Source organism: Sphingobacterium alkalisoli, from assembly GCF_005049105.1.
GTDB lineage: Bacteria > Bacteroidota > Bacteroidia > Sphingobacteriales > Sphingobacteriaceae > Sphingobacterium > Sphingobacterium alkalisoli.
Map to the genome: position 1 here is coordinate 112,502 of NZ_SUKA01000004.1, position 16,845 is coordinate 129,346.

General features: G+C 40.1%; 15 protein-coding genes. 4 read left to right on the top strand and 11 right to left on the bottom strand.

The window, feature by feature from the left end; all coding sequences use genetic code 11:
• Window positions 1-21 precede the first annotated feature (21 nt).
• The 5 genes from miaA to FAZ19_RS13725 form a co-directional block, all read right to left on the bottom strand.
• Window positions 22-1,023 carry a tRNA (adenosine(37)-N6)-dimethylallyltransferase MiaA gene (gene miaA, locus FAZ19_RS13705; RefSeq protein ID WP_136821321.1) on the bottom strand — a complete coding sequence of 334 codons (1,002 nt, stop codon included), beginning with the start codon at window positions 1,021-1,023 and terminating at the stop codon, window positions 22-24.
• Window positions 962-1,546, bottom strand: a complete 585-nt coding sequence (locus tag FAZ19_RS13710) for an IS1096 element passenger TnpR family protein (RefSeq protein WP_136821322.1) — start codon at window positions 1,544-1,546, stop codon at window positions 962-964. Before FAZ19_RS13710 ends, miaA begins: the two co-directional genes overlap by 62 nt.
• A gap of 52 nt (window positions 1,547-1,598) precedes the next feature.
• Window positions 1,599-3,029, bottom strand: coding sequence for a CCA tRNA nucleotidyltransferase (locus FAZ19_RS13715; protein WP_136821323.1), 1,431 nt, complete (start codon window positions 3,027-3,029; stop codon window positions 1,599-1,601).
• A gap of 98 nt (window positions 3,030-3,127) precedes the next feature.
• Window positions 3,128-4,183, bottom strand: a complete 1,056-nt coding sequence (pdxA, locus tag FAZ19_RS13720) for a 4-hydroxythreonine-4-phosphate dehydrogenase PdxA (protein ID WP_136821324.1) — start codon at window positions 4,181-4,183, stop codon at window positions 3,128-3,130.
• Window positions 4,184-4,291: 108 nt separating this feature from the next.
• Window positions 4,292-4,636, bottom strand: coding sequence for a hypothetical protein (locus FAZ19_RS13725; RefSeq protein ID WP_136821325.1), 345 nt, complete (start codon window positions 4,634-4,636; stop codon window positions 4,292-4,294).
• 280 nt (window positions 4,637-4,916) lie between these two features.
• Between FAZ19_RS13725 and rsmA the strand changes: the two genes are divergently transcribed.
• From rsmA to FAZ19_RS13740, 3 genes are read left to right on the top strand one after another with little or no spacing between them, the layout of a single operon-like run.
• Window positions 4,917-5,693: a 16S rRNA (adenine(1518)-N(6)/adenine(1519)-N(6))-dimethyltransferase RsmA gene (gene rsmA / locus FAZ19_RS13730; protein WP_136821326.1), complete on the top strand. Its 777-nt coding sequence runs from the start codon at window positions 4,917-4,919 to the stop codon at window positions 5,691-5,693.
• A 4-nt stretch (window positions 5,694-5,697) separates the two neighbouring features.
• A complete protein-coding gene (locus FAZ19_RS13735; RefSeq protein WP_136821327.1) occupies window positions 5,698-6,861 on the top strand; it encodes an FAD-dependent monooxygenase in 1,164 nt (387 codons plus the stop codon).
• Between the two features lie 2 nt (window positions 6,862-6,863).
• Window positions 6,864-7,805 (top strand): NAD(P)-dependent oxidoreductase, encoded by a 942-nt coding sequence (locus FAZ19_RS13740; RefSeq protein WP_136821328.1) that lies wholly within the window; start codon window positions 6,864-6,866, stop codon window positions 7,803-7,805.
• On the opposite strand, the gene FAZ19_RS13745 is transcribed toward FAZ19_RS13740, so the two are convergent.
• Entirely contained in the window at window positions 7,802-8,671 is an 870-nt protein-coding gene (locus tag FAZ19_RS13745) for a UbiA prenyltransferase family protein (RefSeq protein WP_136821329.1), read from the bottom strand. The two genes, FAZ19_RS13740 and FAZ19_RS13745, sit on opposite strands and share 4 nt — an antisense overlap.
• A gap of 188 nt (window positions 8,672-8,859) precedes the next feature.
• Here FAZ19_RS13745 and acs point away from each other — a divergent pair, with 188 nt between their 5' ends.
• On the top strand, window positions 8,860-10,776 hold the full coding sequence (acs, locus tag FAZ19_RS13750; protein WP_136821330.1) for an acetate--CoA ligase: 1,917 nt from the start codon (window positions 8,860-8,862) through the stop codon (window positions 10,774-10,776).
• Between the two features lie 235 nt (window positions 10,777-11,011).
• Here acs and FAZ19_RS13755 read toward each other — a convergent pair whose 3' ends face one another.
• From FAZ19_RS13755 to FAZ19_RS13775, 5 genes are all read right to left on the bottom strand, one after another.
• The gene (locus tag FAZ19_RS13755) at window positions 11,012-11,812 is read right to left on the bottom strand and encodes a hypothetical protein (protein ID WP_136821331.1); all 801 of its coding nucleotides are present in this window, start codon (window positions 11,810-11,812) and stop codon (window positions 11,012-11,014) included.
• An 80-nt stretch (window positions 11,813-11,892) separates the two neighbouring features.
• The gene (locus FAZ19_RS13760; protein ID WP_136821332.1) at window positions 11,893-12,441 is read right to left on the bottom strand and encodes a hypothetical protein; all 549 of its coding nucleotides are present in this window, start codon (window positions 12,439-12,441) and stop codon (window positions 11,893-11,895) included.
• 169 nt (window positions 12,442-12,610) lie between these two features.
• The gene (locus tag FAZ19_RS13765) at window positions 12,611-13,942 is read right to left on the bottom strand and encodes a DUF4302 domain-containing protein (protein WP_136821333.1); all 1,332 of its coding nucleotides are present in this window, start codon (window positions 13,940-13,942) and stop codon (window positions 12,611-12,613) included.
• Window positions 13,943-13,944: 2 nt separating this feature from the next.
• Entirely contained in the window at window positions 13,945-15,336 is a 1,392-nt protein-coding gene (locus tag FAZ19_RS13770) for a substrate import-associated zinc metallohydrolase lipoprotein (RefSeq protein ID WP_136821334.1), read from the bottom strand.
• Window positions 15,337-15,356: 20 nt separating this feature from the next.
• Entirely contained in the window at window positions 15,357-16,838 is a 1,482-nt protein-coding gene (locus FAZ19_RS13775; protein ID WP_136821335.1) for a RagB/SusD family nutrient uptake outer membrane protein, read from the bottom strand.
• Window positions 16,839-16,845: the final 7 nt, after the last annotated feature.

The window sequence follows — 16,845 nt, forward strand, 5'->3', positions numbered from 1 at the left end:
ACTATAGTAAATCCCAAGCAGTTATTCTGTTTGGGATTTTTTGTTGTAAACAGAAAGATTAAGATAGGCAACGATCTCCTCTATTTCATCTGGCTCAAACCATTTGGTATCACCATATTTCTTAAACCAGGTAATCTGCCGCTTGGCATAGCGACGAGAATTTTGTTTAATTTTATCTACCGCTTCCAGAACAGAAATATTCCCATCCAAATAGTCGAACAATTCGGCATAGCCCACAGTCAGTAAAGCAGGTTTATCCCGGTGGGTCCTTAGTGATTTTACTTCTTCTAACAAACCCATTGCCATCATATGGTCCACACGAATATTAATGCGTTCGTATAATTTCTCCCTACCTGTGTTAAGCCCAATCGTTATGATGTTGAAGGGTCGCTTAACCGTATTATTTTTTTGGTAGTAAGATATGGGATTACCGGTCGCTTCGTACACTTCCAAAGCACGGACAACCCGTTGCGGATTGGAGCTATCGATACTTGCATAATATGCAGGATCGACTTGAAGTAAGCGCTGTTGCAACGGTTCAATACCCTGCTGTGTTAGATCCTGATTTAATCGATCGCGCACCCCTTGAGGAGCTTTGGGAAAATTATCCAGGCCTTCACAAACGGCCCGCACAAATAAGCCCGAACCTCCTACCATGATAACTGTATCATGCTTTTGGAATAACTGCTTTAACAGATCTAATACATCGCGTTCGAAATCTCCCGCAGAATACGCTTCCTCTATGGAGTGGGAATCTATAAAATGATGCGGAGCTGCTGCTAATTCTTCTGCACTGGGTTTCGCCGTACCGATATTCATCTCGCGATAAAACTGACGCGAATCCGCAGAAATAATTTCCGTACTGAAATGTTGCGCCAAAGAAATAGCTGTAGCTGTTTTACCTACCGCAGTAGGGCCAACCACCACCACTAGCGTCTTGTTAGCTGCTGGATTGGGCGTACTAATAACCTTCTTCTCCTCCGAATTTTTGTGATTCCTCTTCTCCACCTTCCTCTTCTTCATCCACCGTATCAAAATCATCCTCTTCATCCACACCATACTCTTCGGTAACCGCATCGACGAAATCATCCTCCTCGTCATCATCAACCACATCCGCCGCTGGAAAACTTGCCGCCGCCAGATGTCTAGGAGCCTGACCTACAACTTTAAATAACGCTGGATACACCTTACCATCCTCTTCTTTCAAAATCTTAATAAGTTCGACATGAAAATCATATGGACGGTCAAAATTATAGATGTAGTAGAATTTTTGATGGGGATCATCTATAAATTTACTCAAACGGATATTTTCCATAAGTAATATGCCCTCGCCTATTTTTCGGGCAGAAGGTTGTAACGCCACTTCTGTCCCCTTCTTCCACTGGTCATTGCTTACGTAGAATGAAGAAGACGCGTCTTCAGGATAACCTGTGCTTTTGTGAATTTCCTGGTGTAATTCTAAGAAGGTGCTTCTTGAAGGCATATCAATATCACGATATATATCTTCATAATCTTCAAAAGTTACTCTAAATCTATAAATTGCCATATTATAAGTTTCGTTTTTAAGCTCACGCCCAATCGCTGTATAAAAATAAAAATTATTTTAAAGTCTCTAAAGACAAAGTACGTTTTGGTTCTAAATTTATTTCTTTCCCCCGTTTCACCATAAAATAATACGCAGCCTCACGGCTATTTGGAATCTCTCCTTCCAAAATTGCCTCGCGAATTGCGTTCTTAATAATTCCGACCAACTTGCCTGGACCCAATCCAAAAACTTCCATGATATCTTCTCCAGTAACAGGGGGCTGCCAGTTGCGAATCTGATCACGCTCTTCTACATCTTTGAGCTTCTGCTTTACAAGCTCAAAATTATCTCTATACTTTTTCTTCTTAAATTCATTTTTGGTCGTCACATCTGCATGACATAGCAACATTAATGCCTCTATATCATCGCCAGCTTCAAAAAGTAAACGTCTAACAGCCGAATCGGTTACAATCTCTTGTGCCAATACAATTGGGCGAAGATGCAGCTGTACCAATTTTTGCACGAATTTCATTTTGTCGTTAAGGGGCAATTTCAGTTCGGCAAAAAGTTTGGGTACCATCCTAGCTCCTTTGTCTTCGTGCCCGTGGAATGTCCATCCGATTCGCTTATCAAATCGTTTGGTGGCTGGCTTCGCAATATCATGCATAATAGCCGCCCATCTCAACCATAGATCGGTAGACATCTCGGCAACGTTGTCCAACACTTCCAACGTATGGTAAAAATTATCCTTGTGCCCTTTCCCATCAATTACATCGACACCATGTAGATTGTACATGGCTGGAAATATCAACTCCAATAATCCTGTATCAAAAAGGTATTTAAAACCCACTGATGGCTTATCCGACAAGATGATCTTGTTTAATTCATCGGTAATACGTTCCTTAGAAATGATTTTAATCCTATCTTTTGTATCCGAAATGGATTGAACCGCATGGATGTCAATTTTAAAGTTCAATTGCGTCGCAAAGCGGATAGCCCGCATCATACGCAATGGATCATCTGAAAATGTTTCCGCGGGCGCTACAGGGGTCCGAACAATGCGGTTTTTAATATCTTCCACACCATTAAACGGATCCAACAGTTCTCCATAGTTCTCTGCATTGAGCGAATAGGCCATAGCGTTAATGGTGAAATCACGTCTATTCTGATCATCGGGCAAGGTACCGTCTTCCACAATAGGCTTACGTGATTCGCGTCGATAGGATTCTTTTCTTGCCCCTACAAATTCGACATCCAAACCATCATAAACCAACATGGCCGTCCCAAAAGATTTATATACAGCTACTTTAGTGCGTAGTTTTTCGCCCAACGCATTTGCAAAATCTATTCCGCTTCCAATCACTAGAATATCTACATCATTTTTAAACGGACGATCCATAATACGATCCCGTACATATCCGCCAATGACGTAGCATTCGGTTTTCGTATGTTCTGCCAATTCTTTAATAATGGAAAATATAGGATGTTGTAGATATTCAGTCATAGCTTTCGCACTTCAGACCCTTATGGGTCTAATAATTCGCAAAATTACTTAATTTAAATAGAAATCGAGGTATAGAAAATTGCTTCTCCGTGTAAAGATCAGTCTCTATCCTTTGAGAGTTTGCGAAATGCTAATGGATTTGCAGCCAATTCCACCTGTTCTCTACGATTTCTGACGATATGTACCGCGGCAAATATCGCCTCTAAGAATGATTCGTGGGAGGCTAAATTCTTACCTGCAATGTCATATCCTGTTCCATGATCGGGTGAGGTGCGTACAATAGGCAATCCAGCTGTATAGTTTACGCCTTTACGATTCGCAATATGTTTAAAAGGAATTAAACCTTGATCGTGATACATCGCCAGTACGCCGTCAAATTTCAAGTAGGTTTCCGACGCAAAGAATCCATCTGCTGGATAAGGTCCAAAACAAAGGATTCCTTCCTGCTTTGCCTTATCAATGGCAGGACGAATGATGAGATCATCTTCGGTTCCTATGATGCCATTATCACCAGCATGAGGATTCAGTCCTAATACAGCAATTTTTGGCTTTTGAATCCAAAAATCAGTTTTAAGGCTGCGGTTCATCAAACGGAGCTTTTTTAATATCGCTTCTTCAGTAACCTGCGCCGCAACCTCTTTAACCGGAATATGCCCAGTGACAACACCTATACGGAGCTCGTCACAGATCATAAACATCAATACATCGTCCGAATTCGTTTTACTTTGTAGGTATTCCGTATGCCCGGGAAAAGAAAATCCCTCTTGCTGAATATTATGTTTGTTGATGGGAGCTGTGACCAAAGCATCAATTTTTCCGGCATTCAAATCTTCCACGGCTCTCTCGAGGGAAATGAAGGCATACTTTCCACCGATTTCATTTTCCTCGCCCAACGTAATTCGAACATCCTCTTGCCAGCAATTGATCATATTTGCACGCTTGGGATTCGCTTGCTCTACTCCATTGATTACATTGAAACTGAAATCATTGATGTGATTTGCTTTACGATGAAAAGAAGCATTTTTGGTATTTCCATAGACTATGGGCGTAAAATATTCCAACACACGATTATCTAAAAGGGACTTGATAATCACTTCCAATCCTATCCCATTTATATCGCCTATACTAATACCTACTTTTAATTTTTCACTCATCTTTTAAAGCTTTATTCGCTCAAAAATAAACAAAAAACAGCAGAAAACTAATGCTTTCTACTGTTTTACGAATTCTTATGCATGACAACCACTTTTTAATTAAGCATACTATTTCTCATTCAAAAAGATCTTTTTACCATCCTTATCTAAATAGTATTTCTTCTTATCCTTATCTAAAAAAACATCAAATCCACTGTGTTTTTCACCAGTTGCCTTATCTTCCATTTTCGGAGGAGGAATAGCTTTGGAGTCGGGGAGAGATTTTTTAGGCGTTACAGTTTTTGTGGTATCGAGCATACCCTTTTCACGTTTCGGTGTTTTTAGGAGTTCTTTTGTTTTTTTTGGAGGAGGCATGGTTTTACCTTGCTCCTGCGCATTTACATTTGTCCACCCCATCATGGAAACGGCTACTACTATAGCAACGAGATTCCTTAGGTTTATCAACCTTTTCATATGTTTATAATTTTATGTCATATGAATATTTGCACAATAACAATACCATATCTCTCTAATTAACAGTATTTAAAAAGAATATTTTCAAGTATTGAGCCTTAGTTAAAAAAGAGAGGCGTGTAGGATATTCAGGTGTTATTAATACGTACTATCAATGGTGTTTATTGTCGAGACGTTGTGGGTTTGGATGTTTTTAGAAAGGATTTCCTTAAACACCCTCTCAAATAAAATTACGATAGTACCAAAACATAAAATAGTATCTTTGTATCAAATAGCTTTTATGAGTACTGTACGCGCAAAAAAATACCTCGGACAACATTTCCTTAATGACAAAAACGCGGCTCGACGCATTGTAGATGCCTTAACGCCTTCTTTGGGATTCAAGCATGTGTTAGAAGTGGGGCCTGGGATGGGCGTGCTTTCCGACTTTTTACTTCAACATGAGGAATACCAGACCTACTTGATAGACGTCGATGAGGAATCCATTGAATTCCTTTCCGACAAGTATCCACAACTAGGCGATCGGCTCATACATGGAGATTTTCTGGCACTGGATTTTAACCAATATTTTGGTGATAAAATGGCCATAATTGGTAATTTCCCCTACAATATCTCCTCTCAAATATTGTTCAAAATTTTAGAAGAGCGAAATCGTGTTGTCCAGATGACAGGAATGTTTCAGAAAGAAGTTGCCGAACGATGTGTAGCAAAACCAGGCAGTAAGGAATATGGCATTTTAAGTGTGTTTCTTCAAGCATACTACGACGTAGAATATCTTTTTACGGTAAAAGCAGGCGCTTTTAATCCGCCTCCAAAGGTATTATCAGGTGTCATGCGCATGACACGCAACTCCCGAATGGCGCTGGATTGCGATGAAAAACTATTTTGGCGCGTGGTAAAGGCCGGTTTTAATCAACGTCGCAAGACGTTGCGTAACTCATTGTCAGGCGTCATTCCAAAGGATAAGATGAGCGATAATACATTGTACGAATTAAGGGCCGAACGCTTAAGTGTAGCCGATTTTATGCAGTTAACAAACGAAATTACCCAGGCATAATGGTATGAATATAGATAGTGAGTTTACAATTATTGGAGGAGGCGTAGCTGGCTTAGCCACTGCCATAGGTTTCCAAAATAATGCAATGGACTTTTCGCTATTTGAGCAAGCAGATGAACTAAAAGGAATTGGAGCGGGCTTTGGTTTAGGGGCAAACGCGATGCAGGCGCTGGACTATTTAGGTATGCGGGAAGACATTGAAAAATTGGGACATCACCTCGATTCCTATAGAATCTTAGACGACAAAGGAAATGTACTTGTAGCACCCAATACGAAAACATTAAGTCAGAAATATAATCAGCAAAATTTCGCCATTCATCGTGCCGATCTTCATCTTTATCTTTTGTCACACGTCAAGGCGCAATCGCTGCATTTGGGTAAAAAAGCAATCGATTTGTCCCAAACAGAGGGAGTTATTTCCATTCACTTTGCCGACGGCACAATACACCATACCAAATACCTGATTATTGCCGACGGCGTTAATTCTCCACTGCGTCAAAAACTAATACCAGCTGCTGTTCCGCGATATGCGGGTTATACCTGCTGGCGCGCTACGATCGACAACAGTGTTATCGCATTACAACAGGGCAGTGAAACCTGGGGCAAAGAAGGAAGATTTGGCATGACACCGCTTACCAACAAACGTATTTACTGGTACGCCTGTATCAATGCTACATTCCAGAACGAGACTTACAAAAATTATACAGTAGCCGATTTGCATCGTCACTTTAGCCGCTACCATGACCCTATTCCGTCGATACTATCCTACACAAAAGATGTCGATTTGATATGGAGCGACATTATCGACATCAAACCATTGCGACACCTTGCCTATGGCCCTATTCTTCTAATAGGAGACGCCGGCCATGCCACTACGCCCAATATGGGGCAGGGAGCCTGTCAGGCGTTAGAAGATGTCGCCGTACTGATGGATGTGCTTCGTAATAAAACGACGGTAACGGAAGCATTTCTATCCTTTGAAAAAAGAAGACTTCGGCGCACAAGATATATTACGCAAACGTCAAAACATATTGGAGAGGTAGCCCAATGGGAGAATCCATTGTTGATTGCACTACGAAACACCATTCTAAAAAACACACCCCAGAAAATGAGCCAAGCAAAGCTAGAAAAGCTCCTTTCCGTCGACTTTATGACCATCACTAAATAATTATGCATCCAACTATTTTAATCGTCGATGATGTGCACCCTGTCTTGCTAGAGAAGTTAGACAAGCAAGGAATATCGTATTCTTACGAACCTACCATCAGTAGGCCAGAAGCAGAGGCACGTATTTCGCATTATATGGGTCTCATTATACGTTCTAAATTTCAAGTAGATCGAGCATTCATAGATTTGGCACCAGAACTGAGGTTTATCGGTCGTGCTGGAGCCGGAATGGACAACATCGATGATGAATATGCCGCGCAAAAAGGTATTACCTTGATCAGCGCTAATGAAGGCAACCGGGATGCTGTGGGTGAGCACATGATTGGCATGCTGCTTAGTCTGATGAATAATCTCAACCGTGGAAACCAGGAAATCGCCGAAGGAAAGTGGTTGCGCGAAGAAAACAGAGGTTATGAACTCAAAGGTCGGACGGTAGCATTAATAGGTTACGGCAACAATGGACAAGCCATGGCAAAAAAATTATCGGGATTTGATGTCACGGTAATTGCCTATGATAAATATAAAACTGGTTTTTCGGATGCGTACGCGCAAGAAGTTTCGATGGAAGAAATTGTAAAACAGGCGGACGTGCTCAGTTTCCATATCCCGTTAACCAAAGAAACGAAAGGACTCGTTGATGATGAATATCTGTTTCACTTCCGAAAACCTATTTTCTTCTTAATGGGTGCACGCGGCGGTATCGTACACATCCCTGCTGTAGTGAAAGCCCTTGACACAGGAAAAATCCTGGGAGCAGCATTTGATGTTCTACCCGTAGAAAAATTCCCGGGGCTTAGTGAACAAGATTGGTATTCCGACCTGATTGCACGACACAATGTCTTATTAAGTCCTCACGTAGCCGGATGGACTTTTGAAAGTTATTACAAACTATCAGATATCTTAGTGGATAAAGTAATTCAGTATCATAACCGTCGGACTTATTAAACGATATAGAGCGTTAAACCACAGATGAGAAATTGTACGATCAGCGCCATATCCAAAAGATAGACATAATGATACCGCTCAATCCGCTGGAATATCACAAAGCGCATCGCTAGGACTACGATTAAATTGGTTAAGAAGAGACCTATAACTATTCCGTTATCGTAAGGAGAACATAAAACGAGTACCGAATGTATCAATACAAGAATATAGCACAATCGAATGGCCTTTTTCTCGCCCAGCATATTGGGAATTGTTTTAAGGTGATAATACGAATCTTGCCGAATATCCCGTATATCAAAAGGTAATGTACAAAGTAATAGAAAGATGATTTTGGCTATACCGAGATAATTGGCGGAGTACCAATCCAATTGGTTTCCCTCCGCCCATAATTGTATCACGGGCAAGCCTACACTACTTAACGACCAGATGAGTGCAATATGAAAAAGCTTTAATCCGGGCAACTGCCGCAATCCGCTCCGCACACCATTGATCTTAAAGAGAGGCAGTGTGTATCCTAAACTGAGCATGCCTATTCCTGCCAAAAAGAGAAGGGTATACATGTGCACTTGCATCAAGGCATATGTTAGGAGTCCAAAGGCTAGGATACTAGTTGTCCACAGTAACCATTCATTTTTGAAGATCCATCTGGTTCTTAAATAAGGAGACTCTTGGGGCTTCTTTGGCTTGGACAGTAGTATACTAAAGTTGTAAAGCAATAATGTAGCTGTTCCCTCTATTGCTAAAACAAAGGAATTGGGTGATTTATTTAGGATCAAGTACGTTAATCCGCACTGCACATATGCAGCCAAAGCTATGAGCAGATTACTAAAAACCAAAAAATAATATATCTTCTTTAGTATACGCATCCCCTTACTTTTATCCGTTATTTAACATTAACTTCACAGGGCAGATATCATGAAAATTAGTAATTGACATCAAAAAAAATTAAATTAGCTCACACAAGAACTTAACTGCTGTTTATAATAAATATATGGCTGAAACAAATAAGTTTTAATATAAAAATAGTATAGACCTATAAATTTTAATAAAAAAGATGAGTTTTCAAATTAATTCTTTTGAAGCGTATCAAGAAGCGTACAAAAAAAGTAGTGAAAATCCGGAACAATTTTGGGGAGAAATTGCGGAGAATTTTTTCTGGAAGAGAAAGTGGACAAATGTACTGAATTGGAATTTTACCGAGCCAGACATTAAATGGTTTGAAGGAGGTAAGCTCAACATTACGGAGAACTGTCTTGACCGCCACATTTATAGCCAGGGTGATAAACCCGCAATCATCTGGGAACCGAATGATCCGAATGAATCGCACCGTATCCTTTCTTACAAGCAGTTGCTGCAAAAAGTAGAACAGTTTGCTAACGTTTTAAAGAACAACAGTATTCGTAAAGGTGACCGTGTATGCATTTACCTACCAATGGTACCCGAATTAGTTATTGCGGTATTGGCATGTGCCCGTATTGGTGCAATACATTCTGTGGTATTTGGAGGATTTTCAGCCCAATCCATTGCAGACCGCATCAATGACGCCAACTGTAAACTGGTAATTACTTCCGACGGCGGCTTCCGTGGCACGAAAGTATTAGAACTAAAAACCATTGTGGATGATGCCCTTATGCAATGCAAAACGGTGGAAAAAGTAATCGTGTTGACACGTACACGTACGCCCATATCCATGATAAAAGGTAGAGATGTGTGGTGGGAAGACGAAATCAAAAAAGTGGAAACGCAAGGAAATCCGACCTGTCCGGCAGAAGAGATGGATGCGGAAGACACACTTTTCATTCTATATACCTCGGGATCGACAGGCAAACCTAAAGGCGTGGTACATACAACAGGGGGATACATGGTGTACACCGGATATACTTTTTCCAATGTATTCCAATACCAGCCCGATGAAGTTTATTTCTGTACGGCAGATATCGGGTGGATTACCGGACATTCCTATATCGTATACGGCCCCCTTTCCCAAGGTGCAACCTCGCTCATGTTTGAAGGTATCCCGACGTTTCCGGATGCAGGTCGGTTTTGGGACATCGTAGACAAATTTAAGGTAAATACGCTGTATACCGCGCCAACTGCACTCCGCTCGCTGATGGCATTTGGGGATGAGTTTGTCGACAAATATGATCTCAGCAGCATCAAAAAGCTAGGATCTGTAGGGGAGCCTATCAATGAGGAAGCGTGGCAATGGTTTCACGACAAAATAGGCAAAGGCAAAGCGCCAATAGCCGATACCTGGTGGCAAACAGAAAATGGCGGTATATTAATAGCACCGATGGCGGGCATCTCGCCTACTATTCCTAGCTACGCAATGTTACCACTTCCTGGAGTTCAACCGTGCCTAATGGACGAAAACGGTCAGGAGATTGAAGGCAACGATGTCTCCGGAAATCTTTGTATCAAATTCCCGTGGCCGGGTATGCTACGCACCACCTGGGGCGATCATGAACGTTGCAAGCAGACGTATTTCTCAACATACGAAAACAAATATTTCACGGGCGACGGCTGCTATAGAAGTCCGGAGGGCTACTATCGCATCACAGGCCGTGTGGATGATGTACTAAACGTTTCAGGGCACCGAATCGGTACCGCTGAAGTCGAAAATGCCATAAATATGCACTCCGATGTAATCGAATCGGCTATCGTGGGTTACCCACATCCGGTGAAAGGGCAGGGAATCTACGCTTATGTCATTGCGAACCACCACATTGACGCCGAAAGTACACGCAAAGACATTCTGCAGACTGTAACGCGATTGATTGGCGCCATCGCCAAGCCAGACATTATCCAATTTGTGACTGATTTGCCGAAAACAAGATCAGGTAAAATCATGCGTCGCATTTTGCGCAAGATTGCAGAAAACGAACTTTCAAGTCTTGGCGATACTTCCACACTGCAAGATCCAACAGTAGTTGAAGCGATTATTCAGGGAGCTGAGGAAATTAGAAAGTAAAAGCGAAAGGGTCGACAAAAAATGTTGACCCTTTCACTTTTTAGTTCATGCGTTACCACATAAACGTCCATAAATTACCTCATGTTTTTATGCAACGACAACACCCCTTTTTTGTCTTTTACCATAACCTCAATATCTGGATTGAGATCCAGTAGCTGCTGAATAAAATCCGCTTGGTTTTTTGGATTTACAAATAACTCTGGCTAAAATTACAAATACTTTTTCCATAACTGTATTATCTTAAATAAACCGACATGCGTTTTGCCAGAGTCTCTTTTACATTTGGGGATAAAGCATCATAAACTTCTTTATAGTTATAGAAGTCATTTTGCGTATTCACCAAACTGTAAAAGATATATGGGGCAGGTGCAGTGGCTATATTCCTTTTTAGAAAGTTTACCTCAGCCCGTACCAAACTATCCCTTAAACTATTAATCCATAAAGCGCTTAGCTGCTGGTGAAGTAATCTAGACGATTCCAGATCGCCTGATTCATTCAGCTTATAGATGATCTGTTTAAGGCTGTCTTTTGCTTTCAGATTTGCTAAGCTATATTCTTTTGCAATTTCTGAGAATTCCTGATATAAACGAAAATTGTCACCTTTAGAACTCACATTTAAATCCGCTCCCCAATCTTCATCTAATAAGCCCTGTTCCAATTGGGACTGATCAAGCCCTTCTGATATTGAAAACGTATATTTTCGAGATTCTTTCGGATCTAACCATACGGATTTGGAAAGTACATACCGAGGCAGTTCTTCCTCGCCAAAACGAGCATAGCGTTTTAGCTCTGTTGGTTTCAGAATATCCCGTTCCCAGGAAAAGACAACGGTGTAAATACCGGCGCGTATGCTGTCTATCTTTAAGACAAAAGTATGTTCCGCTATTGTATCCGATGCAATTTGTTTGCCGCTGATAGCATCGTATACATCTACATATACTGTCGAATCAATTGATAAACTGCCGGAAAGCTCTACAGAAGGAGAACTTTTGCAGGCGACGAAAAGAAATAAAAGTAAAATTGCGGGAATCCTCATAACTAATCTATCAGTTTGTTAAGATCATAAATTTCATGCACCAAACATCATTCAACTTACATCAGCGCGGAGACTAAAAGCTAATATAACACTTCATGATAATCTCTATTTTTCTTTTGATTATACAGGTCGCGATAATACTTAGGATCATCGAACTTCCAAAAATCGCGATAAAATTCATCGTTTTTTATACTTCTAAGTCTACCTTCAAACAGCTCGACAAGTTCTTTCCGAAGTGGGCTGTCGGTTGCCAATGCATCCGTATTATCTTCGTGTAAAATCATAATAGAAGAATAATAATCATCCATGGTTTCTATGCCTGACGTATAGACCGTAAAAAGCTTATCGCTCGATGAAAGAAGCTTTACATCTTTCCAGATAAATGTTGATATAAAGCCTTTTATTTTTATTGCATCATGCCATTTGCCATAGTCCGTATACATCCTTGCAGCGGTGGACATAGAGCCATCGATATTTTTGAATTTAACTTCGGTGATATTACCCAGACCCAATTGTTGGGTCTGGGCTTCATTAAATGTGTCTGCACCATACTTCTGGTATCTTTTTCCTGTAGCGCATGAGTGCAACACAAGAAGGATGAGCAATAGATGGTTAAAATATCGAAGCATAGCGCTTTTATTTATTTCTATTTAATACTCTAAAGCACTTTTCAATTTCTTGAAAGATGCTTTAGATTAATTCAACTTAATAAATTACTGGTTAGAGTTCAATGAGGCATTCCAAGTTTTCTCCTTAATCTTGAATCTTGCCATCCGTTATTTAAACCATTATTACAACTTAGTATTGGGCAACACCATATATAAATGAACTAGGATTATTGGTTTTGTACAACCCTCCCAAATTCTTAACATTAGGATCCGTACTGGTCACCCAATCCATTTTAAATTCTGCGCCTAATAAATAATTCTCTAGATCTATAATCTGAGTCCGTCTTGTATTCCAGTTTGTACTATACGAAATCAGGCTGTTATTGCCTGCCAACCTGATAATGTCGCCTTCCCTGGTATATGGAATAGAAGCAGTGGCAGTAAAGTTAGATGTTCCGCTACTATAAGCAAATTCTACATAAAACGTAGTGGAATTAGTCAGCCTAAAAAATAAATAGCGAGTCGGTCTATTTGTTCCGGCAAATTTGGAAACCGTTGTATTAAAGACATTATTAAATTCCGAGGTTACACCCGCAGGCATCACATTACCCGTAATATATAAGGTCCTATACACCCCATTATAAGCAAACACCTGCTCCATCGGCATTATCGGCGAACTGTGCTGATATACGGGATACTCTTTCCCTGTTGTATCATATAAATAAAATTCCCCATTCTTTAATTCTCCCCGAATAAAAAACACATTTTCAACATTCAGTGGAACATTAAAGTTTATCCCTCCCAGTTCATAATTATACTTATATGTCACTGACTTCACACCATCACTATTCGAAATATACTGAAAGAGAAAATTTTTATTTAAAGAATTCGGAACTATTTCAACCTTTTCAGTCACCCCATCAATTTCTATATAGTTATTTTCATGGGTCGCAAAATAATCATTTACCGCTGCAATACTTGTTCTGTATTGCCCTGTCAAATAAGACTGTTGATCAACTTGAGATAGTTTTGTTAATAGTAATAGGTTTTTATACCGCTTTCCTCTTAACACAATACTATCTTGCGCAATATGAACATACTCAAATTCTACGTCACTCTGCAATCCCTGGCCACCTGTACCTCCATTTACACTAGGGTTTGGATCTTGCAACATAGTAATATAATTGTAGGTATCAAACAATAAAGAGGCATCCATCCCCCATCTTACTCTGTAGGTAGATTCTTTGAGATTTTCACTAGTTGTGGTATTAAAATCAGAAAGCATTTCAATAGTTTCATCCGCTTTAAAATTTATATAAAAACCATACCCACCTCGTACATTTGTATTCAAAGAAGCCCTCCATCCATATGGAGAACTTAACAATGCTAATTTTAACTCGTCGAGTTTTTTGCTAATACGCTCCTCTGGTTGTTCACCAAAAGTATATTCAATATCAGGTTTATTACATGAAATGAATAAACCAATAAAAAAGAGCATCAAATAATAAATTTTGCTTTTCATAACTAGTTTAGTGTTATTGGTCCATAAAAATAGTTGGCAGGATCGCTTTTCAATTGGAAACCGGCGAACTTCCTGAAGTTGACCAATCCCGCAGACTCGGGTATCCAATCGGCTTCGAAAATATTGTCATTCAGATAATCTATTAAGAGCTTCCATCCACTATAGGTTACTAAACCATTATTATATTGGGTTCCCGCTGACGCAACATTAGGTACATACGTAAAGTCGATATCTCCATTTACTTGATAAGTAACCGTAAAATCGAAATAACCTATCGTATTACTAGTAGCAGAAGCTGTGCTACCATAAGCTACCTCTAGTCTCAGCTGCGTATCAGTGATGAAATTCAATGTAAATAACCGAGCTTCTCTCGGTGTGGGATTAGAAGTCGGCACCGCTTCCAGAGCCTGTTTTACATTATCCCACACAACCTGAAATTTACCTGATCTGCCATAGTTGGCATAATGTGGTCCATTTACAAAATCAATAGGTATATTCTTCAGATAACCCAATTTAAGCTGGTTCGAAACAGTTTCTGTCTGGTCATTATAGTTCGTGTTTAACATTTGATAAACCTCATATTGAAGTTCCCGAAAATCGATGTCGAAATATTGTTTAAAATAATCCACCACAACCGCTTCCTTTTGCTTTAATTTGGCTTTCCCGTCCGCACCAGCAGCTTCCGCATAACGATCAAAGTACAACTGCCCCTCAACCAAGAGATGCGCTACCATTTCCGCAAAATCTTCCGTATACTGATCCCTAGCATATTGTGAGATAAAACCAAGCTGTTGAGCTTCTTCTGCAGAAAAATTAGTCCAATCTGAATTATAACCATCTGGAGTTATTTTTTCAAAGGAAGGAGGAATAGCGACTAACTGATTTAAAATATGTGTAAACTCATGGTGAATTGTCCTTAACCTCCGCTTGATATTAACTGGATCATTTGCGTTAAGATTATTGACATCATAAAGCACTATTCTTCGCCCTCCGTCGGCTGTCCCTAACGTTACTGTACCATTCGTATTATAAGTCAACGATCCCCAAAACACAAATTGTTTAGGGGTATAAGTCCTAATGAATGTTGGTCCTGCTACCTTCTCGTACACCTTCAAAAATCCATTTAAGACCATTTCTCCGGTGGGCACAACTCGATCCAAATTAGGTGGTGAGATATTTCTAGAAATATCACCCATTGCTCTATCAAACCTATAGATGACTTCAATATTATAAGGCATTGTCAGATTAGTAGAAATCCAATCATCGGCTTCCCCTGTTATAAAGGTATCGGTGTTATATTTAGACAAATCCACGTCTAATACCGAGTCCTCCCTACTGCAACTTAGTACCGACAGCAAAACGACTGTCAAAAGTATATATTTAATTCTTTTCATAGTTTCCTTTTAATTTAAGTCTACCTTGGATTACGCTCAATTCCTGCCAATAATGCTTCAGATGGTATTTGGAACACCCTTCGGCTATCATCAGGGCCTAATGTTTGGAATGTCTCATTTTCCAAATTATCAATGTGAGGATGTGCGACAGGAATGCGGTGTCTCAAAATATCCAACCACCTAATACCTTCACTCAGGAATGCGATTTGTTTAAACTGTAACACAGTTTTTATGAGTGCGTCCGCATCATCTTCAACATCAAAATATACTTTTGATTTAGCTGCAGTCACACGGTGACTGTTAATATTATAGTTTAGTATTCGGGTGCTGGCAAAAAAATTCAGATCCGCTAACGCGTTAGGGAAGTTGTTTTTTCGTATATAGGCTTCCGCTCTATTGACCAAAGCTTCATCGGATGTAATAAGGGGTATCATTATATATGCTTCTCCGGTACCAGCAGCGACATTGGTGTAGAAAAAGTATTCATTGTATTTTCTTGGCCAATAGTGTGTTGAACTTGCATAGGAAGATCCATTCCAGGCAAATGCCGCTCCCGCAGCCGTACTCCTACCAAAAAGTTCATTATATTTGATAAGTCCTATGCCATATCGGCTATAATATCCCGTACCTTGTCTCTGATAAACGGAACGTATCTGCCCCAATAGCAAATTATAATTTTTGTCGGCTTTAGTAAATTCTATTTGCCTTTCAGCCGAGGTGAGCCCCCGTATAGTTGTATTTTCAGGTCTAATTTGGCTCGTATAATCACCTCCAGGAAACACTTCATTAGCATGTTCGATAACCTTATCCCAATTTCCTCTGAACAGATAAAATCTAGTCGCAAAAGCGTTGGCTGCAGCATAGGTGAAATGATATTTAGGCACCTCCCACTTTCCGCCTTTCAATAAGGGAATACCCTCTTCTAAATCTCGCTGAATCTGCTCGTAGACTCCCTCTACAGTACCTCGACTATATTGCTTTAATGTAATTGTTTCCGGTTCTAAGACATAAGGGATTCCCGGTGAACTATTATCACCATCAATTACATAGGCCTTTGCAAAAAAAGTGACCAACATAAAGTGACTATAGGCTCTTGCAACCAGAGCTTCTCCCTTGTAGGGATTGGCTTCACTTCCAAAATTATATTCCTCAATCGATTTTAAAGCCTGATTCGCAGCAGCAATCGCTGCATAACAACCATTCCAGTACTGGGTAGGCGTATTAGCTCCAGACCCCTCCACATCATTCCAATAGTATAAATCCACATATGGATCTAACAATGGTGCTCCGGAAGTCGGGCCTTTATCGTTGACATTGTCTGAATACGTCTCTGCCATAGCTAAATTCCCATATCCGGGGTAGGCAGAGCCCAAAAGTTTAGCCACTTTTTCTACCGTATTAATTTGAGCACGCATATCAGGTTCCACTTCTAGATATTTTTCACACGAAGTAATTGTATAAAAGATAGCTAGAGCTAAACCTATATATATTATATTTTTCATATCTCAA